We start from the raw sequence: 24,971 nt of genomic DNA, 5'->3' as shown, positions 1-24,971 counted from the left end.
GGTATTTCTTGTATTCGGTGAAATTTTTGGCTTCACCGTATATAAAAAAGGCAGGGGGTGCCCTTACCCTGCCTTCTTGCGTGTTTTAGGTTTCTACTGTACTAAACTATCAAAATCCGGCTGCAATTTGTTCCGCAAAACATACAGCATGATGGCACCGACAAGGAATGCGACGGCATCCGCAATGACGAGCGACCAGACCACCCCGTGGAAGCCGTTCATCCGATTGGCGATATAGAGCACAGGAATCAGAGTAACTCCTTGAATAACGGACATAATAAACGCGGCCGTTCCTTGTGCTGTTGCTTGGAAGATCCCCGTAAACAACGTGGTCATTCCTGTAATGAACAAGGATAAGAACGTCACATGCAAAATGTAGCTGCCCATTTCTATTAATTGCGGGTCATTCGTAAATAAACCGATTAAGTGATCGGAAATCAGATAGACGATGACACCGAATACGACGGCTAACGCCACAATCGTTTTGATCGTAAATCCAATGGTTTGCTTCATCCGTAATTTATTCGCTGTAAAGGAAAAGGCAATGAGCGGCACGACTCCCTCGCACAAGCCCATCAGAATAAACTCAGGAAATTGCAATAAACGTGATGAAATTCCGTAAGCCGCTACGGCCGGCTCTCCATATTCAACAAGAAAACGATTTAAGATAAGCGACATTGCACCCAAAAAGATACTCATAATAAAGACGGGAACTCCGATTTTGAATACATTGCTCAGAATCTCCTTGGAAGCTTTGAACCATTTTACGGAGACGGTTAAGAATTGGCTCTTGTAACCAATATGGAAGGCGTAGAATGCACTCGCAACCAAGTTGGAAATGACCGTAGCAGACGCAACGCCGATCACATCCCAATGGAACACGAAGATGACGAACGCATCGAGAATAATATTGACGACCACACTGAGAATCATACCGATCATCGATGTGATGGCTGCACCCTCCGAGCGCACGATATTCTCCAGCGTGAAGAATAATACGACGATTGGTGAACCGATAAGCATAATCGTGACATAGGCCTTCGTGAATCCGAAGGAGTCAGGCGTTGCCCCCAGGCCATAAACGATGGGATCGATCAACGGGAGACCGACGGCCATCACAATCAGACCGAGAACCAAACTGCTGTAAAAAGCGAATGACGATACTTGCTTTACGTCATCATATTTTTTCTCTCCCAGCAATCGAGAGATGAATGTACCGCTACCCATGCCAATCAAGTTGCCTAGCGCCATGATAATTGCGAATAGCGGCAAGGTTAGCGCGAGTGCGGTTAACATGGCGGTATTGTGAAGTGTACCAAGGAAATAGGCATTCAAGATGGAATAGATGACACTCATTGACGTGCCTAGCATCATAGGTACAGCGAAGTGAGCTACGGCTTTCCCGACCGGGGCTTTTTCAAAGTAATGGAGGTTTTCTGCATCCATGCGGGTCACTACTTTCTTTATTTATTTATTTTGAGTTCAATCTTACAGTGTTAGTTTGAACCTTACAGTGTTAGATGATATCATGAACCTATGAACCTGTAAAGCATAAACTTACACTGTTAGATAAAAGGGCGGATAACGATGAAAAAACAGCAACCTCAGATTTCGGAGGATAGGATTTTGGAAGCCTCGTGGGAGTTACTTGGTGAGGAGGGGATCGAGAAATTCAGCATGAGACGATTGGCCGTTAGGCTAGGGATTCAGGCTCCCTCTATATACTGGTACTTTAAGAGCAAGCAGAATCTCTACCAGCGTCTGGCCAACCAGGTATCGAAAATCATTCTGGAGGAGTACCACTCCGAGGGGGACTGGAAGGAGCAGCTGAAGGGACTTGCGGTAACGGTCCGAAGCGTGCTCAGCCGGTATCCTTGCTCCACGCAGCTCATGATGTCGACGCTGCCCCACGAACCGGACATCATTCGGTTCACCAACCGTATGCTGCTCTGCGTGGAATCGACGCCTCTTGAGCAAGAGCAAAAAATACAAGCGGTTCTTACGATTATGAATTATGTCTACAACTTCGTTCTGGACGATTATGAGCACCAGCGCAATGTCTCCGCGATTCTTAAGGACCATGGAGCGGGAGCGCTTCCGGGTGAGGAAATGACTCGCCTTCTGGATTCCATGAGCGAGACGGATGCGGGACTGTTCCGGAGAATGTTCACGAACGGGCTGTTCAAACTGATGGGGACCGACAAGGCGTTCGAGTTCGGCTTGAAGCTGATTCTGCTCGGGATTGAGCAGGTGATAAAGGAGCAGGAGAAGTAGGAAGTAAGAACCGCCCATCCGGTGATCGGATGGGCGGTTTCGAAAGGCTTACCGTTTAGTCGCACCAAAATTCGCCCTATAGATGATACGGGGAACCGTACCATAAGTAGGTCGAAATTTGGATGCAAATCGGTAACCATATACGACAAACGTTATAGTGTGTCTCGCATCTCCGAGAAAGCGGCGATTGTACACGCAGATAATAGAGATGTATTCATGATAAAGGGAGAGCCCTCCGTTGCAGTCCCATACGCACAGTCGTTTTGGAGAAGGCCATAGGAGAAGTGGAAGCAGATTCAATTTCAAACGGGGCTCAGCTTGCATTAGACTGCTGAGTCTCGCCAGAAATAGAACGCTTTTGGGTTGTATGTTTATTTTGAAAGCTGAATTGAGCTGATCAGTTCATTCAATTCGGACTGTAATTGCAGGTGGAGTTTCTCTACGATCGAAAAATTGGTGGCTGCAACATAGTAGGCCTTAATTTGAGAATCGATGGCTTGGCTTCCGCCAGATGGGAGGTGGCCTCTTTCATTTTTGCCGAATAGCGCGCTTTAATACCGGCTATTTCGGCAGCATGAGCTTCATCTGTTCCAGGTGCTATAGTGCGTGTATACATATCTAGGACCTCATCCCCGTCCCGATCCGGGAAGTATTCATGCGGAGCGGTGCTGTCAAAGATAGCTGTTCGAAGCTTCGGGAATATCAACATATCCAAACTGTTCGGATCAAAGCCGCAATGAAACACTTGAACTTCGATTCCTTTCTGTTCGGCAGCGGAGGCAAGCTTTTTCAGCAGCGTCGATTTGCCAGATCCCGCCCTTCCTTTGATGAAAATCCGTCTTTCCAGCTGAGCGGTCAAGCTTTGAATAAAATCGAATGCCCCCCTCGGAGTCGCAGCTCCGAAAAATAAGTGGCGCGAAGCGGTTGGCGTATCGCTTTCATGACCGGCGTATAATTCTTGAATCAAATCCTGCGTAATCTGGTCCGCCTTCGAGAAATCCATATTTTCGATATAATATTTTTCCCACTCGTCATGAATCCGCAATGCCATTGCGAACGTTTCATACGCTTTTGAATAGGCGCTCTCAAGCTTGCCTCTAAGATCTTCTATCGTTATGAAGTGTTCCGGTAAAACAAGGCTGTTATCAAACGCTTCCTCGAAATGAATAAAGACAATTTCATCGGCCCCGCTATCCGAAAACCCCTGACAGACTCGCCCGTCGACAATACCAACCTTCAATTCCGTTAAAATGATGCCATCCAGTTCGTCGGGACGGAGAGGGGAGTGGAAGCATTGCACATGCAAGCCTTTATCCAGCAGGCTATCCGCCAAGCTTTGAATGACCGTCGATTTCCCCGTACCTTGGGGTCCCGTAAGGACAAATATCTTGTTTAGCCCTTCAAATGCGGATGTATACAAGAAATGAGCTCCGTGCGCAGTGTTGCCGTGGGCAAAATAGTGAGATGATTTTACTACCAACCTGAAACACTCCTTTGTGCCTATTCCGATTCGCAAAGTTTACAGAATAAGCATGATTGGGATAAGTGCCTATTCATTTGTATATTCCGCATTGTAATAAATGGTGTTCGTCCTCTCCCATGTTTTTCGCTATTTGTTGAAGGGGTTACAGAAGGTCCAGTTTCACCCGAATGCTTTGATAGGCGTAAAGCGGAAATGGAATTTCGGATTTGGGAAAGGCTGTAACCCCCATAGATCCGACTTTGGAATCAATTTCCTGATCGGACTTGCGTGAATCATGCGGCAATCTCTATAGTATAGGGGAACGACATACGAACGGAGAGGTAGAGGAGAAATGGAGAGCGAACACGTGCTTCAGCAAGATTTGGATGAAAAAAGTGAGTTTCAGCGGTTATTTCAAATGTATCTGCTGTTTGAGGAGAAAGTGGAACGGCCGAATGTGGAAGCCGTCCGGAATGCGTTAGAAACCCGATGCGGGAAAACGGATACCGTGTCGGCAGATGGCGCATTGTCGTCGTTTGCCGTAGAGGCCTATAAAGTAGCCTACCAGGAGGGGAACTTGCCAGCTCAGGTGATGATGGCAGACGTTACTCCTTTTCAACCGGAGACGATTACCGACTTGGAGCGCACCCAGTTTTGGACGATGTCGGATGCCGAGGACGTTCTGGAAAAATGCCGCTATAAGCTGCTGATCAGCGACTTCATGGCGTCGGGGCTGGACTATAAATCGCGCAGCGCCTTATTGGCGGATTGGCTGGAGGCTGCCGTAAGCCTGTTCCCGACCTGCAAAGCGATCTGGATTCCATCAAGCGGGAAATTGCTGCATACGGCCGAAATTGCGGATAATCCGTACGAAGGAGCTGCGCGGTTCTTGCAGTTCGGCATGAATATCCGCTATTTTACCATTCATGGGACCGAAGACAGCTTGATCGATTCACTCGGTCTCTTTGCGCTCGGCCTTCCGGATGTCCAGTACCACTTTCATACATTGGATCCGAATGACGTGTCACGGCATGCATTCAATGTCGCAGCCTACTTGTTTGAAGCGGATGTACCGGTGAGCGACGGCGAAACGATCGCCGGCTTGCTGAATGGGGAGATGGCGCCGGACGTGCATTGGCCTTGCAGGTTCGAAATGTCGCTGATCCAGCCTTCCAGAGAAGTGATGGACGTCAGTCCGGGTGAATATGCGGCAGGAGAACGGGAATAAGTCCGGCCGACGTATGACCGAGCACCTCGCGCCGAGAGTCGCGTGAGGTGTCCCGATCCAGCCGACGGAACCGGCATCTTTACTAACATGCCTGCAATATGATACGGCACGAAAATGAGCTGGCGGTATGTCCCCGCCAGCTCATTTTTAATGCTTTTATTTCCCCGGATATGACTACCGCCCGGGAGTGGCAGTCACTCGTGTTGCTCTCTTTTCTAAATACTAGGCTTCTTAACGACGGGAATTCAAACTTCCATTTTAGTACATGCAGTCGCCATGATCATTTAGACCAGAGATCTCTGCTCTTATTCGTGTTCGACGACCTGTTTGCTCTTAAATTTATCTGCTGCTATTTCAAATTTCCATGGCCCCATCATATCAATAATCGGTTTGGATACAGTAACATCCAGTTTTCCCGAGTCGTTAGGATCATAACTAACCGAGAAAGATTTCAACACGCCAGTTGTTGCATCACGTGCCTTGTACGATCCAAGTGTAGTATCTATAGAAACATCGAAATCCTTTAAAGAACGATTCAACTGTTGCGTGTTTGGCATCTCTACATATATCTCTATCAGGTCTCTGTTATCTGGCGACTTGAATTTTTTGAATTTAGTCAGTTCTACTGAGTAACCAGCTATGTCGAAGGATTGGTTTAATTGTCCTTCTTGTCCGTCCGGAACGTTGATCGAGAAATTGGCTTCCTCATGACCGACACTCATCAATTGCGGGATGGTTAACGTGTATTTCTTAACATCTGAGCCTCCCAAGTTGAAATAAATGTCTTTAAAAGGAATCCATGTGCCCTTGTTATCTATTGGATAGTCATTACCAAATTCATCCGTAACGCTGATGTTTTCATTCAGTATAATAAGATCACCTTTCTCAGCAGAACTATGTTCATTATATCTGAATGGATTCGAGTGTTCCGTACTTAAAAATATTCTGCCCTTATGACCTGCAGGAGTTGGAATAGCCGTAATCTCGAGATCATGGCTTTCCATGGAATTACCGATAGCGTTTAGGCTGTCAATGCTATCCACCTTGCTAAGTGGAATGGTAAATACCTCCTTCTTGAAATCATCAAAAGACAACTGTGCATAATCTTTAATATCAACATGACCATAGAACTTATGTGTGATTTTTGAAAAGGCATCGCCACCATATGTGGAAACATATGAGCTTTTGTACACCTCACCAGATTCGCTTATGATATTAATCTTATAAGAACTCTCTGTATATGCGTTCAATTCAATCGTCGTCATATCCTTTTGAACCAACATAGAAGTTATGGTAACGTCATGATTGCTAAGTTTAATATCAACTGGTTCTGTCAGCATATAAGAATCTGTGCTACTCTCTTGAACAACACCTATTCCTGGAATGAACTGCAGTGCCCTTTGAATTGCAGCTGAAAGATGCGGATTGAATGTAACTGCTGCGCTAATGGAGAGTACGCCGATCAAGGAGGCAGCAACCATTCGATTCATAACCCGCTTCCTCTTTTTTGGAGCAGCTAATGCCACATCCCATTCTTCTTTCGCTTGGTGAATGCCCATTAAACTTCGTTCATGAAGCATTGCAGGAATAGGGATTTCCTCTATGGCTTGTTTTATATTATTGCTCATATACAGACTCCTCCTTAACTATCTTCCTTAGCTTCTGCAAGGCGCGGTATAGTATCGTTTTGCTGGTACCGAGAGGGATTTGCAGGACTTCGGAAATCTCCCTGATCGTGAAATCATGATAGAATCTCAGCAGGACTACGCTTCGTTCATCCTCATCTAATTGTTCAAGTAATTGCTTCAATGAAATCGAAAGCGGCACATCGTAATCCTCATTACTGACAGCAAACTCTACATGTTCGGGCTTTAGATGAACGACTTCTTTCCGCTTACGAAGCAGATCGATTGCACAAGTAATACAAATTCGGATTAACCACGTTTTAAAATATTTTGGTTCCCTCAGGGTCGCAATTAGCTTGAATGAGCGATAGGCCGTTTCTTGGATGACATCCAAAGCGTCCTGTTGATTGTTCACGTACATGAAGGCTGTTCGATACAATTGCTGTTCATATTGCTGAAATAACGCGATATACGCATGGTGATCACCTAATCGTGCTTTATGTACGAGATTTTCGATTCTCCTCACCCACTTTTAGTTCATATATCTAATTAGACGTACCAAAGCAAGGAATGGCTTTATTATCCAATATTTAATTCGAGAAGATTGTTTAGAGGTATAATGGTGAAGTCACCAAACCATCATCCGTTTTATGCACTTATTTACCATGAGCAGGATCGCGGCCTGGGCTGGTTACGATCTATCGGCGCTGATCGGGCGCAAAATCAATGTCTCCCCCTTTACTTTTGAACGAAGCGGTGCTAATATTGATTTCGATAGTTATAGAACTGCGGAATGGATGCGGGGAGGTGCTAATAGTGGGAGAAAATCCAGAAGATATCGGGCAAGCGGTTAAAGTGTATAAAGCTTTGGGGGAACCAACCCGGCTGAAAATCGCTTTACTGCTCGCGAAAGAGAGCAATTTATGCTTCACCGCCGTCGGTGAAAGGCTTGAATCGGTTGCAGGCTCGACGCTATCGCATCATTTGAAGCAATTGACGGACTCTGGCTTGATTGATTTTCGCAAGAATGGATCGTTTATTCACTATAACGTCAATCGAGAAATAGCGGAAAAATTTGCGCCCTTTTTGTTGGCGTAATTTTTTTCGAAATCATTTCTATATATTTAGAACAGTAGAAATGGTGGGGCTCATACTTGAAGGAGATTTTGGCGTACGTGTCGACTTGGAATGATCCTTCAATGATCTTTGCTAATCATCCCTATTCCATATTAAGAAGGAGAGAATAACTATGAGCGGTCAAACGAATACGATGGAGATTGGAATGAGCACTTTCCTCCATGCTAATCCCGGAAATGGCGGTGTCTCGCATGCCGAGAGGCTGCGCCAGGCAATCGAAGAGGTGCAATTAGCAGATCAAGTTGGCCTCGACGTCTATGCCGTCGGCGAGCACCATCGAATCGACTATACAAGCTCGTCGCCTGCTGTCATTCTGGCCGCCGCTGCCGCTACAACGAAGCGGATCCGGCTCTCGAGCGCAGTGACGGTGCTATCTTCGGACGATCCGGTGCGGATATATCAGGACTTTGCAACGCTGGACGGTCTGTCGAACGGGCGAGCGGAGATCATGGCCGGGCGGGGTTCGTTCATCGAATCGTTTCCGCTATTCGGCTATGACCTAAGAGATTACGAGGAATTGTTTGAAGATAAACTGGAACTGCTGTTAAAGATTCGGGCCTCCGAAAAGGTGACCTGGCGCGGCGGTCATCGCCCGGCGGTTGACAACATGGGAATCTATCCTCGTGCACAGCAGGAGCCCTTGCCTGTCTGGATCGGTACGGGCGGCAACCCGGAATCAGCTGTTCGGGCCGGTTTGCTGGGACTTCCGATTGCCTTCTCTATCCTGGGAGGGGAGCCGCAAAGATTCGCACCCTTGGTTGAGCTTTATAAAGAGGCCGCCGTGAAAGCCGGTCACGATCCGAATAAGCTGCAAATTGCTACGCATTCGCATGGCTTTATTTCGGATACGACAAGAGAGGCAGCTAAGCGGTATTATCCTGTCATGGCCGAGCAAATGAACCAAATCGGTCGGGAACGAGGCTGGTCTCCTTATACACGTGACTCGTACGATTCAGCCCGCAGCCTGCACGGCGCTCTTTATGTCGGAGATCCCGAATATGTCGCAGAGAAGATCGTGCTGCTGCATAAGAACCTAGGCTTGACTCGATTCATGATGTACAACGATTTCAGTTCATTGCCGCATCGCGACTTGCTGCGGACGATTGAGCTTCTCGGCACCAAAGTAGCGCCGATTGTCCGTAAGGAGCTCGCCCGTCAGACGTAAGGCTATAACGCTTAAAGCAGAGTACGAATGCTTGGAACGAGGAGGCTTGATTGAGCCGAGAAATGAAGTCGGCGAATTGAGCATTATTTTTTAAATACTACTTCTATAGATTTAGATCTATTGAAATGAAAAGAGGAGAAATAGATGGGGAATTCATGGAAAATTTATATTCTGGCCATTGTCAGCTTTTTAGTCGGAACTTCGGAGTTTGTGATTGCCGGCATTTTGGATATGCTTGCAAGTGATATTGGAGTGTCGGTAGCGGCGGCCGGGCAGTTGATTACGGTCTACTCGCTTGCTTATGCCATCGGCACCCCGATTCTTATTGCACTCACGGCAAAAATGGATCGAAGAAAGCTTATGCTGTCGGCTTTGGGATTATTTTTCGTTGGGAATTTGATCACTGTCTCAACGACAGGCTACGGCATGCTGCTCGGAGCAAGAATTATTTTGGCGATCAGCACGGGGGTATTTATGGTCGTCGCCCTGACGGTTGCCGCCAAAATATCTCATCCTGGAAAACAGGGTAGCGCTATCGCCACAGTTCTGGTGGGCTTTAACCTCGCACTTATTCTAGGGGTCCCGCTTGGGAGGATCATTGCGGGCTCACATGATTGGAAAATCATCTTCACGGGAGTCGGAGCCCTGAGCTTGGTCGCGATGTTGGTCCTTTTGCTGACAATTCCGAAATCGGAAGGAGAGGCTCCTGTTCCTATTCGGGAACAGCTCGCCTTATTAAAAAGCCCCCGAATCACTGTCGCGCTTTCCATCAGTTTTTTCTGGATATTGGGTTATACGATGCTGTACACCTATATAACGCCGTTTCTTCTGGACATTACAGGAATGAGCGAAGGGATGGTAAACGTCGGGCTGTTTGCGTTTGGGCTGGCCAGTCTCATAGGCTCCCAAGTTGGCGGCTACGGTGCAGATAAATGGGGTATCCCCCGTACGATGATTGGAGGCTTGCTCTTTCACTCGGGAATATTATTGTTGCTGACGGCGTTCTCCCATTCGTCCATGGTCGTGTTGCCTTTGCTTATGTTATGGTCCTTTTTCGCTTGGTCGACGGGGCCGGTTCAACAAGTTTATTTAATCGGCATGGCTCCTCAGGCTTCGGGGATCATCCTGAGTTTGAACAATTCTATCGTGCAGTTGGGAATGGCCGTAGGGGCTGTAATTGGGGGTATCGTTGTAGACAGCATCTCTCTTGCAGCAGTTGGTTGGTTTGGCGGAGTCTGCGTCGCAATTGGACTCATCCCGGCTATTATTTCTTTATCCATGCGTCGCCGATCTGCAGGTGGCCGAACGAAACGGAGCGTAAGCTGAACAAATGATATCGGCAGAAGGAGACAGCGGTGAAAGGTGCTTTCTCTTCGGAAGTACATCAAATAACGATTTCCCCCAATCTATGCAACAAAAGAAAATACTTACGTAGGAGAATATCTTTATTCTATTAAATCAGATCCTCAAATCGTTAGGCGCCATTTTTTCGGGGAGTGTCTCAAAATTACTGCGATGTTAGGCAGCCATTATTGCGAACTATATATAACGCTTTGCTTTGAAGTCTGTCGGTGGTTGTTTTTATTGAGATTTACAAGGAGGCAATTCTTCACGTTGTAGAGATTTTGTAGAGATTTTGTAGAGACTTATAACGTACACTAATCAGGTAAATCTTCTCAATTATAAATATTATAAATAGAACTAAAACAGGCTGGTCATATCTAGATATCCTATTATCGGTGTCCTACACCTGAGAAGATTTTGTGAGATAAATCACAGCAAAACTATGATAACAGGAAGAGAGCCCTACTACATGTACTAACAAGTCAATCAGTATCTATGGAGGAGGTGAAAGGGAGGGAATTTACAAGATTTCGATGATTCAAAGGGCTGCTGGGATCAAGCAAATAGAAGATGTCTATTCGGTTGAGCGTTATCGGGTCGATGATCTTACTGTCGCTAAAAATTTCAGTAGTTTCGGGAATGGAGGAGAAATGTGTCTTGAAACGAAAACGCAGCATAGGTAAAGCAATACTCTCTCTCTGCCTGGCAATTATGCTTGTCTTGCAGACGGTGGCGTTCTCTGGAACTGGATATGCGGATGGCGCTCTAAGCGATTCCGGGGCGGAGGCTGTTATCGAAGCCGATTCGCCGAGCGTGGACGAACCGCCGCCAGTAACTAAGGCGGTGTACGACGTGCCGAACAATTACATAGTGATGGCGGGAGCCCCGTCGGACAAAACAGCGGTGTTTATAAATGCTAATTCAAACTTTCCGCTGAAGGTGACACAGGGAAATGCTGTTATTGATCCAAACGGTATTATTCAGGGTAGACAGCAATTCACGCTCAAGTCGGAAGGTCTCAAGGTACCAGTGAATGGTGATGACGCTAATCCGACAAATGCGAATCCCGACCTATACATTCAGAAGGGTGACTGGATTGAGCTGAAAAAAGAAGACTACTTCAAGGAAGTGGTGCTGCCGACAGCTACTAAAACCCTGAATGCACAGACTGATTCAGGTATGAAACAGCTCGGTACCGCCTATTTCACGCCGAATAGCATCAAGATTGCATTTAACGGTGATGACAACTTTTTCAACGGTGTCGGACGTGGTATTAACTTCAGCTTTGAAACTACTGCAGATGCCGATGTAACGGGAATAGACTATGGCAAAACAAAGCCTATCGACATCTTTGGGACAACTTATCAGCTAAATAACCCAGATGTTACAGCAGCGTATAGCATTACTTTAAGCTCGCCGGGAATGATTAGGTGGGATCAGTATAGTTATCGTGGAATTCAACGCGAGCAATTTGTTGAGGGGGCAATTACTTGGCAGTCAACCGTATCTGCTTTTGATCAGTTTGATAATACAATCAAACTGCGGCTGGACGGGAAGACGTTTTATACGAACCCTGCATCCTATAATACAGGCTTTGGAAATGTCCGCGGTATCTATATGGAGGATTCATTCAAAGTAAATGGTCAAAATGTAACTCCAGACATTGGGGCAGACGGATCGCTGACCTATACTTTCCCAAATGGAACAGGTGAAAATCCGCAGGTCGAATATAAAACATGGATTCCAAAGGAAGGCTATTATTACGAGCATAAGAATCCACCAGGCAATCTTGGTCGTAGCTATCGGGACATGCATGGTAAAGTGCAATTGAATCAGGGTGATGATAAGTTAGTGGAGGCAGGTCAGGAGATTTCTTTTGCTCCAGACTGGATTCAAGCTAGCGCTTCTTATGACCATCCTAATGAAACAATCACATGGACAGTCGTTGTGAACCAATATAACAAAAAAGGGTTAAAGAACTTTACTATCACAAATGAATTACCTGCTGGGCTGGAGTTTGAATCAGCTACATGGCAGACATGGGTGGATGGCGTTGCATCTGGAGAAACATCAATTAAACCAGATACGAACGGCGTTTATACCTTTGGCGATGTTGACGGTAAAGTGGAACTAATCATTAAGTCCAAAGTACAAAGCGGTTCCAACTTTAGAATCGACCCACGTGCCAACTGGAATTTGGATACGCCAGATGGCATACAGAACAACGATATCATGACCGGTACAAGACCTAACGCAGTGACGGATGAGGCAATTGTCAACATCGGCGCGCATAATTTTACTAAATCAATCTCAATTTCGATGGAGGATTATAACCTAGGCGGCGTCACATGGACCGTTAATTTAAATCCACAGTATGCGCTGCCGGACGCGGTAGTTTACGATGTACTCGTTCATGGCGGAGATCTGAACGTCCTGGACCGTGCAGTGGATGCAACGGGTGAGGTTGACGCAGCAGCGATTGCCAAGATTAAAGCGAATGTGACGGCCAACCAGCTATGGAAGCAATATCGAAAGGATACGCTTAATAGCGCAAATAAAGATCTGAATTTGAAGGCGATTCCTTTAACCGTTGACGGCAAGACCGTAGCGGACTTGATCAAGGTAACAGGATACACGGATCAGCCGGCTTCTTTCAGCTTCCGCTCTGTCGTAACAAATCCGGATATTCTGTTCAGACAAGATATTAACGTATCCAAGGGGCAAACTAACCGGGCCTTGCTGTTCGACGGCGGAACAGTGAAGACAGCGGACGGTGGAAACAATCTTCATGTGCGTATGCTGAACAAGGATATGCTCTTTGCTTCGAAGCCCTTGAAGGCAGATGGTACACCTGAAAATGTAACCCCAAATAATGTTGGTAGCTACATTAGAAACGACAGCAATGAAGCGTGGACGATTTCTGGCTATGACAGGACAACCAAGACGGTCACATTCCGTTTAGGGGTAAATATGCCTGGATATAACACAGAAGAAATGGCTAAGGACAGCGGTAATCGAGTCATTAGCAATATCAAGCTAGTGGACACACTACCTGAAGGCTGGGAATTCGTGCCGTTTTCTGAAGGCAAAGATTTTGAGCTTTGGAAAGGTTATTCGGACAATGGTAGTGGTACCGAATATGGTATTAGAAATGATGCCAGAACAATTATTGAACCAGGCACTAATGCTCATGTAGTAAACTTCTCCCATAGCGGAAACGTAGGAACGTTCACCTTCTCTAAATTGGAAAGTCCTTATGTCATTCTGGTGAAGGCGAGACCTTCCAATGCAGCTCTGGAGAAATATTTGGAGGAATACACTACAAACGGTACAGACAGGCAGGTGCTGTATAACAAAGCCGACCTACATATGACATGGGGCGGTGTGGAAAAGGTCCTCACCGAACAGCGCAAAGTTATTGTACCTATTCAGACCCTGGGCAAGTCGGTAACTAAGCCAGTTCCAGGGGTGCTGGAATGGACAGTGAACTATACCCCGCCATTCAACATGGAGCAGGGCGTGTTTTTGCAGGATACGATAGGTGCTAACATGAACCTGCGCTATGAAGAAAACGGAAAGCTTGTGCTGACATCGCCTAGTATGGCAGTTTATCCTGCTAAACTGACTGCCAGCGGTGCTCTGGAACGAGAGGGCCCAGCACTGGACCTAAGTGACCCGAATGCCGAAGTTCAGGTTGAAGCTGCACCAGGCGCGGGAGGTACCACAGTTCTAAAATTCAAAATGAACGACCCTAATAAGTTTTACCAGTTTGTGTACCAAACGGAGGTTGATCCATCTAAAGCGAAAGCCGGAGACAAGATGGGCAACGAGGTAAAGCTGGAGGGCGATGACAATCTGAAATCTGTCAGTGCCAGAAGCGAAAGCACGCTGGACAGCTCAGATGTAGCCGGCAGTTCAAGTTCCAATGCTCTATTACCACTGAAGAAGGTTGATCCTGACGGTAAGCCGCTGCAGGGTGTACAGTTTACACTGTATAAGAAGAGCGATGGAACGGAAGTTGCAAAAGGAACAACCGATAGCGGAGGGAAACTTAATCTGCTGTTCCCGGATCCGGGCTATTACGAGCTGAAGGAAACCTACATTGATCTGAATACCTGGCTGCCGATCACCCATGTGTATCAGGTGTATGTAGGAAATACGCCAGGCAAGCCTATCTGGGTAGATGGCGTAAAAGTAACCTCTGATAATCCGCTGGTCGTGCCTACGCCGGCCCAAGGTAAGCTGACCATCAGCAATAAGGTGGAAGGCAACGGCAGCGATTCTTCCAAGGATTTTGAATATACCGTGATCTTCACCGGCGAAGGCAAGGACGGGGAGTACACCTATAAGAAGCCGGATAATACGTCTGGCACGATCAAGAGCGGAGACAAGATCTTCCTCAAGGACGGAGAATCTGTTGTATTTCCGGCTCTGCCTGCAGATCTGGGCTATACGGTAATCCAGACAGATTATACTCCAGACGGTTACACGACCATGCCGGAAACGAGAGAGCTGTTCGGCACAATCGAGAATAAAGGTGACCACATGGCAGATTTTGTCAACAAGCGATACGTTAACGATCTGACCATCAGCAATACCGTAACGGGGGACGGCGCAGAACTGGACAAGCCGTTCAAGTACACGGTGACCTTTGACGGTGCGGGAAAGGATCAAGCCTACGATTATGAGCATTCAGACGGCACGACGGGCACGATCACATCCGGCGTTTCCTTTGAGCTCAAGCATGGTGAGACCTTTAAAATTAAGGATCTTCCCGACAATTTGAAGTATACGATCACCCAGGACAGTTACAAGAACGACGGCTACGTGACCACCCCTACAGGATTGTCTGATGAGGGAGTAATGGTGGGCGTCGATCGCGAAGCGGACTTCACCAATGATCGGACCGTCAACAAGCTGACGATCAGCAATACGGTCATGGGCAACGGCGGCGACAAGACGAAGGAGTTCGAGTACACCGTCATCTTTGAAGAAGCAGGCAAGGATGGAAGCTACGCGTATACGAAGTCGGATGGCGCGACAAGTACACCGGGCACGATCAAGTCTGGCGAATCCTTCACACTCAAGCATGGAGAGACACTGGAAATTGTGGGTCTGCCTAAGGATCTGAAATACAAAGTTACCCAGAAGGACTACACAGCCGACGAATACGTGACGAACCCTGAGGAACGGTATTATACCGGAGTCATGGAGGGCAAAGATGAAAATGCCCCGTTCACGAACGTGCGAGTCATAAAGGGCGGCTTGCTCATCAGCAACACGGTTAAAGGTAAAGACGATGACAAGAAAAAGCTGTTCAAGTACACAATCACCTTCACAGGTAAGGGAGATAACAAATCCTACTCCTATGAGAAGTCGGACGGCAGCAAGGGCATGATTAAGAGCGGAGAGACCTTCGAGCTTATAGATGGCCAGACTATCGTTGTGCAAGGACTTCCGACGTATCTCCAGTATGAGGTGGCCCAGGATGATTATACGAAAGACGGCTATGTGACGGATCCTGAAAGGCTCGTTCGCACAGGCACCATTCCGGAGAAAAAAGTGGCCGAAGCGCACTTTGTCAATACCCGCCCGTATCTGGAAGGCGTGCTGCGTGACAACAACACAGGCGAAGTCATTCCGAACGCGGAAATCATCGTGACGAACAAGAAGAACAACGAACAGAAGACGATTTGGACAAATGAGAAGGGTGAATATTCATTCCCTGCCGTAGCGGATACCGACTATACGATCACGTATACGAAGGTGTATCAGGTAGGCGGGAAGGATTTCCCTGTCGAATTCACGCAGAAGGCCACTGTGGACGTCAGCGTGACGGACGAGACCGTTCCGGCGGACATTACGGCGGTAGGGATCGTTCTGTTCAAGCAGCTGAATGGAACAAAAGCGCTATTCAACGATTCGTTTACCAGCCAGATGCATATCTATTTGAAGGACAAGGACGGCAATTATATTAAGGAGAACGGTCGTCCCAAGGCGTTCCCGATGGCTTCGAATGGAACTTTCTCCGTGGAAGGGCTAAGCGAGCAGAAGTACACAATGGAAGTTCGCTATAAAGCTGAGACCGGCGAGGAACTGCTCCTCAAAGTGACGCAACTGGACGTGAAAGCTAACGGAGAGCTGAATATTTCCGAGGAATTGGTCGACCCTTACGGTACGGTTTATGATGAAACGACAGGAGATGCCATCACTGGCAAGAAAATTGACGGAGCCAAAGTTACCCTGTATTATGCGGATACGAAGCGGAATAGAGATAACGGCCGCATTCCGGATACGAAAGTAACGCTTCCTCGAGTTCCGAATTTTCCGCCGCACGACAACGAGAGCCCGGAGCAGGATAGCGACGCCAATGGTTTCTATGCGTACATGGTGTTTCCTGAAGCGGATTACTATCTGATCGTAACGAAGGACGGATATGAGACGCACAGGAGCGATACGATTTCTGTCGATTATGACATAATAAAATACGACGTGCCAATGAAGCCGATCCGTTCCGGCGGCAACTCCGGCAACGGTAACGGTGGAACCGACAACGGTAACAATGGAACCGACAACGGTAACAACGGTAACAGCGGAACCGACAACGGTAACAACGGAACCGACAACGGTAACAACGGAACCGACAACGGTAACAGCGGAACCGACAACGGTAACAACGGAACCGACAACGGTAACAATGGAACCGACAACGGTAACAATGGAACCGACAACGGTAACAATGGAACCGACAACGGTAACAATGGAACCGACAACGGTAACAATGGAACCGACAACGGTAACAATGGAACCGACAACGGTAACAATGGAACCGACAACGGTAACAATGGAACCGACAACGGTAACAACGGAACCGACAACGGTAACAACGGAACCGACAACGGTAACAACGGAACCGACAACGGTAACAACGGAACCGACAACGGTAACAGCGGAACCGACAACGGTAACAACGGAACCGACAACGGTAACAGCGGAACCGACAACAGCAACAACGAAACCGACAACGGTAACAACGGAACCGGCAACGTTGGCAACGAGCTGGACGATACTCCGAAAACCGGAGACAACAGCGTATCGCCAATCTTCTATCTGGCTTTGGCGCTGATGTCCTTGATGACGATCGGATTCTGTCTACTCGGTAACAAGAAGAAAAAGTACATCCAGTGACCGGAAAGGCGGTAAGAAAATGAGCAAAACTAAAAAATTTCTTATCGCCGTTTCCTTCCTTGTGTTGGTATTTTCTCTCGTCAGTTTTGCGAGAACTCTCTTGCAGAATTATGCTGAGCAGCAGAAAATCGAAGAGCTGACAAAAGCTTGGGAGGAAGGGTCGGACAAAGGCGGAGGGGATGCATTCCCCTCCCTTTTGTTCAATAAGGCGAATGAGCCGGTCATGCTTCCCGAATTTCGAGGGCTTTACGAGAGGAACTCGGACATCGTCGGTTGGCTGAAGATTGACGGCACCCAAATTGAGTACCCGGTCATGCAGAATCCACAGGATGCGGAGTACTATCTCAATCATGATTTTGATAAAAAGGAAAACAAAGGCGGCCTCCCCTTTTTGGACGCGCATAGCCGGACCAACGGTTCGGACATTTTGCTGATTCATGGACATCACATGAAAAGCGGCTGGATGTTTAAGGATTTAATGAAATACAAGAACGAAAGCTTTTATAAAGAGCATGCTTCGTTCCAGTTCAGCACGCTTTACGAAAAGGAAGAATATGAGATTGTTGCCGTTATTCTGTCACAAGTTTATCGCAAATCGGACGATGTTTTTAAATACTACCAGATTGAGAATGTAAGTGCACCCGCCGAGTTCGATTCGTATGTTCAGAACATCAAAAAACTCGCTCTTTATGACACGGGCGTAACAGCCCGGTATGGCGACAAGCTTATTGTACTGTCCACGTGCGAGTACTCGACCGAAAACGGCCGGTTAGCGGTGGTCGCCCGAAAGCGTTAATGACGATGTTGAAACACGGAGTCAAGCTGTTTTATATCGTGTTCTCCCTTGGAGGACGCGATTTTTTTAGGTTTCTTTTGATCCAGTTTAGGGGGTACCCGTTTAGGTGCCCTTATTTTTCGATGGATCCGTTAAGCTGAAACGTACCATAAGTGACGGCGGAAAATTGGGGTGTTGTTGAAGTTTGAGATTGTTGGCGAGTGTATGAGATAGAGGACATCTAAGTTATAATTCGCCACACTTTGACCCCTGGTTTCGAGCACTAATTCAACATAATTTATTTTTAGATCAGTAGCATAAACAGCGCTCTAAATTTTATGGTGCTTAAATTCACACTGGACCTTAAAATTAGCATGATAACGAAGTTTGAAAAACTTGTGGACTACTTTATGGTTGAGAGGACGGTCTTTGTGTGGCAAAAAAGAAAATAGTGAAAAGAATCAACAAGATTCTCCTGACTGCGATCGGCGGAATTGCACTTATTTTGGGTGTTTTGGCGGGTTATGTTTATTTCTTCATGCTTGAAAAGCCTGCTGAACCGGATAAATGGGCTGCTGCAGAGCGCTATGTCTGGAATAAAATCAAGTTTGACCAGGATGCACAAGTAATTTCTGCCGACGGTTCGGAATACTATTTACTTGCCAATAAGGGAGCAGCTACTGAAGATAAATTGATCATTTATTTTTCTGGGGGCGGTGTGGCCTGGGATGCGGTGACTGCCGCGCAGCCGATCAGTCTGAGTAATGTAATGAAGAACGGTGAGATCAAATATTACTTTCCGAACATTCCATTCTTTAAAGTAAGTACGCTTGGCGGCCTGTTGAAAAATAATAACCCCGACAATCCGTTCAAGGATTGGAATATTGTATATATCCCTTATTCTACTGGTGATCTGCATATCGGGAATGCATCCAAGGAATATACGGACGCCAAAGGCAAGCCGTTTACAATGCGTTACAACGGTCAAGCCAATACGCGCGCAGCATTGGAATGGATTGCAAACCACTTCGCTGCGCCGGAAAAGATCCTCATTGCGGGAGAAAGCGCCGGAGGATTCGGAGCTGCTTTCTGGGCGCCTGAGATTGCGAAACGCTACCCGGATGCCCGCATTTATCAATATTCGGACGGCTCCTACTTAAATGTCGACCGCTGGCCGGATATTATCGATAACGAATGGAAGGTCAACTTTGCAGAAACCTTTGGTTATGAAGTCAACGGCGATTTGATTTCGTCCGTATTCGCGGCGAACCGCAAGCTGCTCCCGGACAATGCGGTTCTTTTGCAGTCCAATACGCTTTATGATGAGCTGCTGTTCGACTTTGAAAAGGATCTGAATGGTGACGTTTTGGACGATGGCGAATATGTGCATCGCTGGTCGGCCCGCATGTTGCAATCTGCCGGAGAGCTAACTGAAGGATTGCCAGGCTACTATTATTACATCACGGATTACGGTCTTAACGAGAAGACGGGCAGGACACCACATACACTCTCCCCATTAAATCATTTTTACACAGCCGAACAGGACGGAGTAAAGCTGATGAAGTGGCTGGACGATGCCGTGAATAAGGATGAATATTACTCCGTGGGTCGGCATTTTGTAGAGAAAGAGGGCTGACACTGTCGGTTATAAGGTTTATCCACCGAAATGTACGATCTAAAGTTATGTCGATGGTAAAAAGTAAAAACGGCTCATTCTAAGTCAGAGATGAACCGTTCCGGTATGGTTTAATCCGTCGTATTAAAGAGATAAAGTATCCAGCGGTATTTCAAATGCACGTTTAATAACTAACCCGGCAGCAAGCTTTGTTTCATCCGGTTTGTTATGAAGGTGGATCAATTGTACGTTATTAACTGTCACAGGTAACTGGTGCATCACTCTAGCTTTAATCTCGTTGAACATTTCGGGACTGATGGTAGGAATGACTCGCCCAGTCATAAGCAAACTGTCTGGATTTATAAATGTAATGATATTGGTAACGGCGGTCGCGATGCCATCAACAATTTTTTCGTATAAACTAAGGAACTTAGGATCTCCAGTTCTTATGCCTTCTGCGAACTCCTCTAGTGTGCATTTGATGGATACACTCAGTCCGCTGCTGGAAGCCAACGTCGTTAAGCATCCGGATCTGCCGCAATGGCATGGATAGGCATCTTCTCCATAGAAGCCTTTATAATGCCCGAATTCACCTGCAACAAAGCTTGATCCTGCCATAATTTGTTTATTGTGGACGATTGCGCCGCCTGTACCATAATCAAACTTAATGGTGATATTGTTATTGGATTCCTTCAAGGAGCCGTTCATATTCTCGTTGACAGAGAGAAGATTGACATCGTTCTCGATATACACGGGGATGTTATATTTGTCTTCAAGCAGCTGCTTGAGCGGCAGGCGATGAACGCCTATGCCGGGGGTCCGCAGAACGATGCCATGCTGAGAATCTACCAGGCCCTGCATACTGATTCCGATCCCTTTTACTTTGGAGGTGTTGGGTACCTGGGTGAGCAGCTCATCAATAACTTCATGCAACAGCTGCATCAGCACATCTATAGAACCATATTTATTGCTCGTGCGTTCTGCTGATGCGACAGCCTCTTGACGCAGGTTGTATACTTTTCCGCGAATGTATTTGCCGGCGAGCTCAAGCCCGATGGCATAAAAGTGGCCGCTGTTGATATGAAGGCCGACTCTTTTCCTTCCGCTGCCTCCCTCCAAGTCGATAAGCTCCCCTGTCACGATTATTTTTTCCTTCAACAGGCGATTAACGATATTGGTTACCGTTTGTCTGCTTAGTCCAGTCTTTTCCGCAAGCTCTACGCGAGAGATCGGCCCTTCTGAATAAATGAGAAAAAGAACCTTCTGCTGATTAATTGATTTTAATAACATATGACTAGTTGGTTTGACCGAATCGCTCACGATATGCATCCTCTTTCCAACAACGTTTTATATAATATAGATTCAAAACATTTGACAAATTAGGAACATACTTTGCTTCAAGTGTAGCATTAATACGAGATGAATAAAAGTTGCAAGTTAGTAAATTCAACTAACATTCCTTATGAATTTCCAAAAAAAATGACGATAGATGGCGGTTTTATGCAGTATGATGCAGCCCATACGAAAGCTCTTAATCCAAAAATACTAAAAAAACGAAACGGATTGTATTGACATTGTGATAAAAAAAGATATTATATTTGTAAACTGATTTGATTAAACATAACAAATTAACGCCTAGAGGAGCAAATAATGGCATGGATTGGATGGATAATTGCAATAGCGGCGATGGCGGTGCTGACTTACATATGCTGGCTGCATGCAGTTAAGTTGAAACCTGGTAAAGCAGATGCACTTATTGTACTTGGCTATGTATCTAAAGACGGCCGAATACACCCTTTGCTTAAGGAAAGACTGGATGAGGCTTACAAACTATTTCGGCAGTATGGGCACAAATATATCATTGTATCGGGGGGAGCGGTTGGTTCACGTCACTCGGAAGCGGAGCTGATGAAGAAGTACCTGGTTGAGAAGGGCGTTCCGGCAAAAAGACTATTAAAAGAAGACGAGTCATACAACACCGTTCAAAATTTAATCTTTAGCAAGCAATTGATGGAGCAATACCAGCTAAAATCTTTTATTATCATAACAAATTTATTTCATATCCGCCGCACGAAGTATATTATGCAACGTCTTGGCATAAAAGGCGATTTCTGCGCTAATCGAAGTCTTAGAAGCATTGTGGGATTTCAGATGAAATTATCATTTTTGGAAATTCGGGCATTCCTATTAACTCTCCCAATTATAAATAGGGTAATTAATGATCAAAACAATTGATAAAAGGGTTGACAACGGGCCAATTAGTAATTAATATGTAAGCGTTTACAGTGCATATAGGAGGTGAGGCTCCAGAGGTTATAGCCAGTATCTATTTACAAATTATTTACCCTGATTTGATTGCTGATTAACAAAACATAGTTATGCTTAAATAGTTAATCTAATTTATTTATTAATTAATGGGGGAGCGAAATAATGTTTAATGGAAAAATGAAACGATTCATGAGCACGGGTGTTGCAGCGCTATTATCTTTAACAATGCTGGCTGGTTGCGGTGGTAACAGCGGAAAGAACGAGGCTAGCCCAAGTACAACTCCTGCTGGTTCGGATAAGGCGGGTGTATCTGCTGAAGTAGATGTTTATGAGAATGGATTGCCGAAGAATGAGGAAGTAACGCTAAAGGTAGGCTTCTTTGTAGGAGGATATGGCCGGGAGTGGTTCGATTATGCAGTTGAATCGTTCACAGCCAAGTATCCCAATGTCAAAATAGACATCACGGCTTCAGCTGATATGAAGACGATTCTTTCTACAAAAATCTCGGCAGGCAATGATAATGACATGTTTGATCTATTCAATACAGAGCCGTCTGGAGGTATTATTGGGCTCGCTGAAGCCGGCAAGCTTGAACCAATGGATGACATCTGGGAGTTCCCTCTTCCAGACGTACCGGATAAAAAGGTCAAGGATCTTATGATGCCTGGCATGTACGAGTCAACGCCGCTGATCAATGGGAAAAGGTATGAATTTACTACGGCGAGCAGCTTTGGCGGGTTGTTTTTTAACAAAAAGCTATTCGAAGAGCATGGCTGGAACCAAAACCCGAACACATGGGACGAATTTAAAGCGCTTCTAGCAGACATTAAAGCGGACGGCATTGCTCCAATTACGTTCCCAGGCATTCATCCAAGCTACCATAACTGGGCTTTCGGAACAGCCAAAAATTTTGAGTTGGCTGATATCAATAGCCATGTCGATGAATTTATCGACAATTATAGAACTTATGGTCTGCCGCAATATACAAATCCAGAGACGGTTGAAACCTGGACGCGCTTCTATGAGCTTGGCAAGCTGGGATATTTTGCAGAAGGACTTCCGGCATTGAACCATACGCAATCGCAAATGCAGGTTATTCAGGGGCAAGCCGCTATGGTATCGACTGGGACACATGTCGAGAATGAGATGAAGGAAGCAACGCCTGCGGATTTCGATTGGGGTTTCATGGCTGTTCCTTTCAGAGATAACACCAATCAAACGCTTTGGATTCGAAGCGGAACTTCAAACTTCAACTATATCTGGGCAGCTAAGCCGGAACTAAACAAAAAGTGGGCCAAAGAACTGATCGCATGGCTGGTTACGCTTGAAAATCAACAATTTGCTGCCGAAAAGGCAGGCGCTTTGCCAATGCGCAAGGATTTGACGGAAGATCCTGCCAGAGCGGCTAACCTTTCCAGCTCTGCTCAATCTGTTCTGAAGTACATTGCAGATAATAATGCTCAGACTTTTAAAGCAAGCCGGTCTATCAACATTTCCGATCCGAATCTTGCTCAAGCAGAAAAATTGATGAATGAGAATATTGTGAAATTTGCTATGGGTATGCAGGATCCGAAACCGATTCTGGAGCAAGCTGAAGAGCTGCTGAAGAAAGCTCTAGAGGCTGAAAAGAAATAATAAGACGTGTTGGAGCGGGGGGCTCATCTCCGCTCTTCCGTTTTAACTTCTGAGATCCTGTAGGCTTCGCACTGCAAGTGACTTATAGTACGTGTTCTAAAAGTCGGATTTTCAGCACCGAGAAGGTTGGATAAAGCTAGGGAGTGAGGAGCGGAGCGTACGTTTTGGGTACGTGAGCACCGGAAGGCCCGGCTGAATTCAAGATTCGATGCCGAGTTACTTATTGACTCACTTCGTGATCAAAAGACGACTTTTTGAACAACCTCTTATAAACGTCTAGTAAGATAGGAGTTGACCTCTTGTGTCTGATTCAACCGTTGTGAAGACACCAAAGACCGCTATGCGCAAGCTTATGGGTCTAGATAAAGCGAATACGCAGAAGTGGATATTTCTGTTCATAGCCATCGTGCCTCCCTTTGGCGGCTATTTGCTGTTTACGTTGTTTCCGAACATTCTATCCGTTTATTATGCGCTGCTCAATTGGGACGGGTTTACGGATGCAACGTTTGTCGGGCTGTCCAATTTCGTCACCGCATTCCAAGATAAATATGTATGGCGCGCACTTACCCACAACTTGATTCTTATGATAACAGTGCCTTTCTTTGTTATTATCATCTCCCTGCTCCTTGCCTATTTAATTACCAATAAATCGTATAAAGAAAATAAATTTTTGAAGGTATTGTTTTTCTTCCCGAACGTTTTATCTACGGTCGTAGTCGCTCTCCTCTGGGCTTTCATTTATGACGGATCGTACGGTTTGCTGAATGGGATTCTAAAGTTCGTCGGAATTGATACCGGAAATTTCTATTGGCTGGGCAATGAAAGCACGGCGCTTGCATCCATTATCCCGGCATGGGTTTGGGGCGGCGTCGGCTTGTACGTTATTATCTTTGCCAATGCGATGCTGGGGATTCCAAAGTCATTGTACGAAGCGGCGATTCTTGAAGGCGCCGGACATATGACACGTTTGTTTAAAATTACAATGCCGCTTGTTACGCCAATTATCCGCGTCAGCGCTTTGTTCCTTGTCGTCGGCACAATGAAGGGCTTCGAAATCATCCTCATTATGACGAATGGGGGGCCATTCGGGTCGACGGACGTCATCGGCCTCTACATGTTTAACTTAGCTTTTGGCGTAGAGTATCGGAATTACGGCTACGCTTCCGCAGTCGGTATGATTCTATTCGTCATATTAGTAACGGCAAAGCTGTTAATCGATAAATTTGTGCCGAACAAAGGCTACGAGTATTAGTTT

Annotated in this window: 16 protein-coding genes; 11 read left to right on the top strand and 5 right to left on the bottom strand. The window is 46.2% G+C overall.

Going from position 1 to position 24,971, the window contains the following annotated elements:
• Positions 1-93 precede the first annotated feature (93 nt).
• Positions 94-1,446: an MATE family efflux transporter gene (locus MHH48_RS34475; RefSeq protein ID WP_340389636.1), complete on the bottom strand. Its 1,353-nt coding sequence runs from the start codon at positions 1,444-1,446 to the stop codon at positions 94-96.
• Positions 1,447-1,587: 141 nt separating this feature from the next.
• On the opposite strand from MHH48_RS34475, the gene MHH48_RS34470 reads away from it, so the two are divergent.
• Positions 1,588-2,274: a TetR/AcrR family transcriptional regulator C-terminal domain-containing protein gene (locus tag MHH48_RS34470; RefSeq protein ID WP_340389633.1), complete on the top strand. Its 687-nt coding sequence runs from the start codon at positions 1,588-1,590 to the stop codon at positions 2,272-2,274.
• Between the two features lie 439 nt (positions 2,275-2,713).
• Here MHH48_RS34470 and MHH48_RS34465 read toward each other — a convergent pair whose 3' ends face one another.
• Complete coding sequence (locus tag MHH48_RS34465) at positions 2,714-3,754, bottom strand: hypothetical protein (RefSeq protein WP_340389630.1); 1,041 nt, start codon at positions 3,752-3,754, stop codon at positions 2,714-2,716.
• A 334-nt stretch (positions 3,755-4,088) separates the two neighbouring features.
• Here MHH48_RS34465 and MHH48_RS34460 point away from each other — a divergent pair, with 334 nt between their 5' ends.
• Entirely contained in the window at positions 4,089-4,964 is an 876-nt protein-coding gene (locus MHH48_RS34460; protein ID WP_076326735.1) for a DUF4261 domain-containing protein, read from the top strand.
• A gap of 305 nt (positions 4,965-5,269) precedes the next feature.
• On the opposite strand, the gene MHH48_RS34455 is transcribed toward MHH48_RS34460, so the two are convergent.
• Together MHH48_RS34455 and MHH48_RS34450 are read right to left on the bottom strand one after the other, a co-directional pair.
• The gene (locus MHH48_RS34455) at positions 5,270-6,592 is read right to left on the bottom strand and encodes a hypothetical protein (protein ID WP_076326734.1); all 1,323 of its coding nucleotides are present in this window, start codon (positions 6,590-6,592) and stop codon (positions 5,270-5,272) included.
• Complete coding sequence (locus MHH48_RS34450) at positions 6,582-7,115, bottom strand: sigma-70 family RNA polymerase sigma factor (RefSeq protein ID WP_306024485.1); 534 nt, start codon at positions 7,113-7,115, stop codon at positions 6,582-6,584. Before MHH48_RS34450 ends, MHH48_RS34455 begins: the two co-directional genes overlap by 11 nt.
• A gap of 290 nt (positions 7,116-7,405) precedes the next feature.
• Here MHH48_RS34450 and MHH48_RS34445 point away from each other — a divergent pair, with 290 nt between their 5' ends.
• From MHH48_RS34445 to MHH48_RS34420, 6 genes are all read left to right on the top strand, one after another.
• A complete protein-coding gene (locus MHH48_RS34445; protein WP_083659884.1) occupies positions 7,406-7,687 on the top strand; it encodes a metalloregulator ArsR/SmtB family transcription factor in 282 nt (93 codons plus the stop codon).
• Positions 7,688-7,838: 151 nt separating this feature from the next.
• Positions 7,839-8,891 carry an LLM class flavin-dependent oxidoreductase gene (locus MHH48_RS34440; protein ID WP_076326733.1) on the top strand — a complete coding sequence of 351 codons (1,053 nt, stop codon included), beginning with the start codon at positions 7,839-7,841 and terminating at the stop codon, positions 8,889-8,891.
• Positions 8,892-9,035: 144 nt separating this feature from the next.
• Positions 9,036-10,217, top strand: coding sequence for an MFS transporter (locus MHH48_RS34435; protein ID WP_340389617.1), 1,182 nt, complete (start codon positions 9,036-9,038; stop codon positions 10,215-10,217).
• A gap of 675 nt (positions 10,218-10,892) precedes the next feature.
• On the top strand, positions 10,893-17,423 hold the full coding sequence (locus MHH48_RS34430) for a carboxypeptidase regulatory-like domain-containing protein (RefSeq protein WP_340389614.1): 6,531 nt from the start codon (positions 10,893-10,895) through the stop codon (positions 17,421-17,423).
• A 19-nt stretch (positions 17,424-17,442) separates the two neighbouring features.
• Positions 17,443-18,219: a class B sortase gene (locus MHH48_RS34425; RefSeq protein ID WP_076323633.1), complete on the top strand. Its 777-nt coding sequence runs from the start codon at positions 17,443-17,445 to the stop codon at positions 18,217-18,219.
• 412 nt (positions 18,220-18,631) lie between these two features.
• Complete coding sequence (locus MHH48_RS34420; protein ID WP_076323634.1) at positions 18,632-19,834, top strand: pectin acetylesterase-family hydrolase; 1,203 nt, start codon at positions 18,632-18,634, stop codon at positions 19,832-19,834.
• 123 nt (positions 19,835-19,957) lie between these two features.
• Here MHH48_RS34420 and MHH48_RS34415 read toward each other — a convergent pair whose 3' ends face one another.
• Positions 19,958-21,142 (bottom strand): ROK family transcriptional regulator, encoded by a 1,185-nt coding sequence (locus tag MHH48_RS34415; RefSeq protein ID WP_340389608.1) that lies wholly within the window; start codon positions 21,140-21,142, stop codon positions 19,958-19,960.
• 321 nt (positions 21,143-21,463) lie between these two features.
• Between MHH48_RS34415 and MHH48_RS34410 the strand changes: the two genes are divergently transcribed.
• The 3 genes from MHH48_RS34410 (at position 21,464) to MHH48_RS34400 (ending at position 24,968) form a co-directional block, all read left to right on the top strand.
• Positions 21,464-22,048 carry a YdcF family protein gene (locus tag MHH48_RS34410; RefSeq protein ID WP_076323636.1) on the top strand — a complete coding sequence of 195 codons (585 nt, stop codon included), beginning with the start codon at positions 21,464-21,466 and terminating at the stop codon, positions 22,046-22,048.
• 195 nt (positions 22,049-22,243) lie between these two features.
• Positions 22,244-23,716, top strand: coding sequence for an extracellular solute-binding protein (locus MHH48_RS34405; RefSeq protein ID WP_076323637.1), 1,473 nt, complete (start codon positions 22,244-22,246; stop codon positions 23,714-23,716).
• Between the two features lie 301 nt (positions 23,717-24,017).
• Positions 24,018-24,968: a sugar ABC transporter permease gene (locus MHH48_RS34400; protein ID WP_076323638.1), complete on the top strand. Its 951-nt coding sequence runs from the start codon at positions 24,018-24,020 to the stop codon at positions 24,966-24,968.
• Positions 24,969-24,971: the final 3 nt, after the last annotated feature.

The organism is Paenibacillus sp. FSL F4-0100 (assembly GCF_037993005.1).
Taxonomy (GTDB): domain Bacteria; phylum Bacillota; class Bacilli; order Paenibacillales; family Paenibacillaceae; genus Paenibacillus_AQ.
The sequence above is the reverse complement of the archived record's forward strand: the minus strand, read 5'-3'. Positions and strand labels throughout refer to the sequence as shown.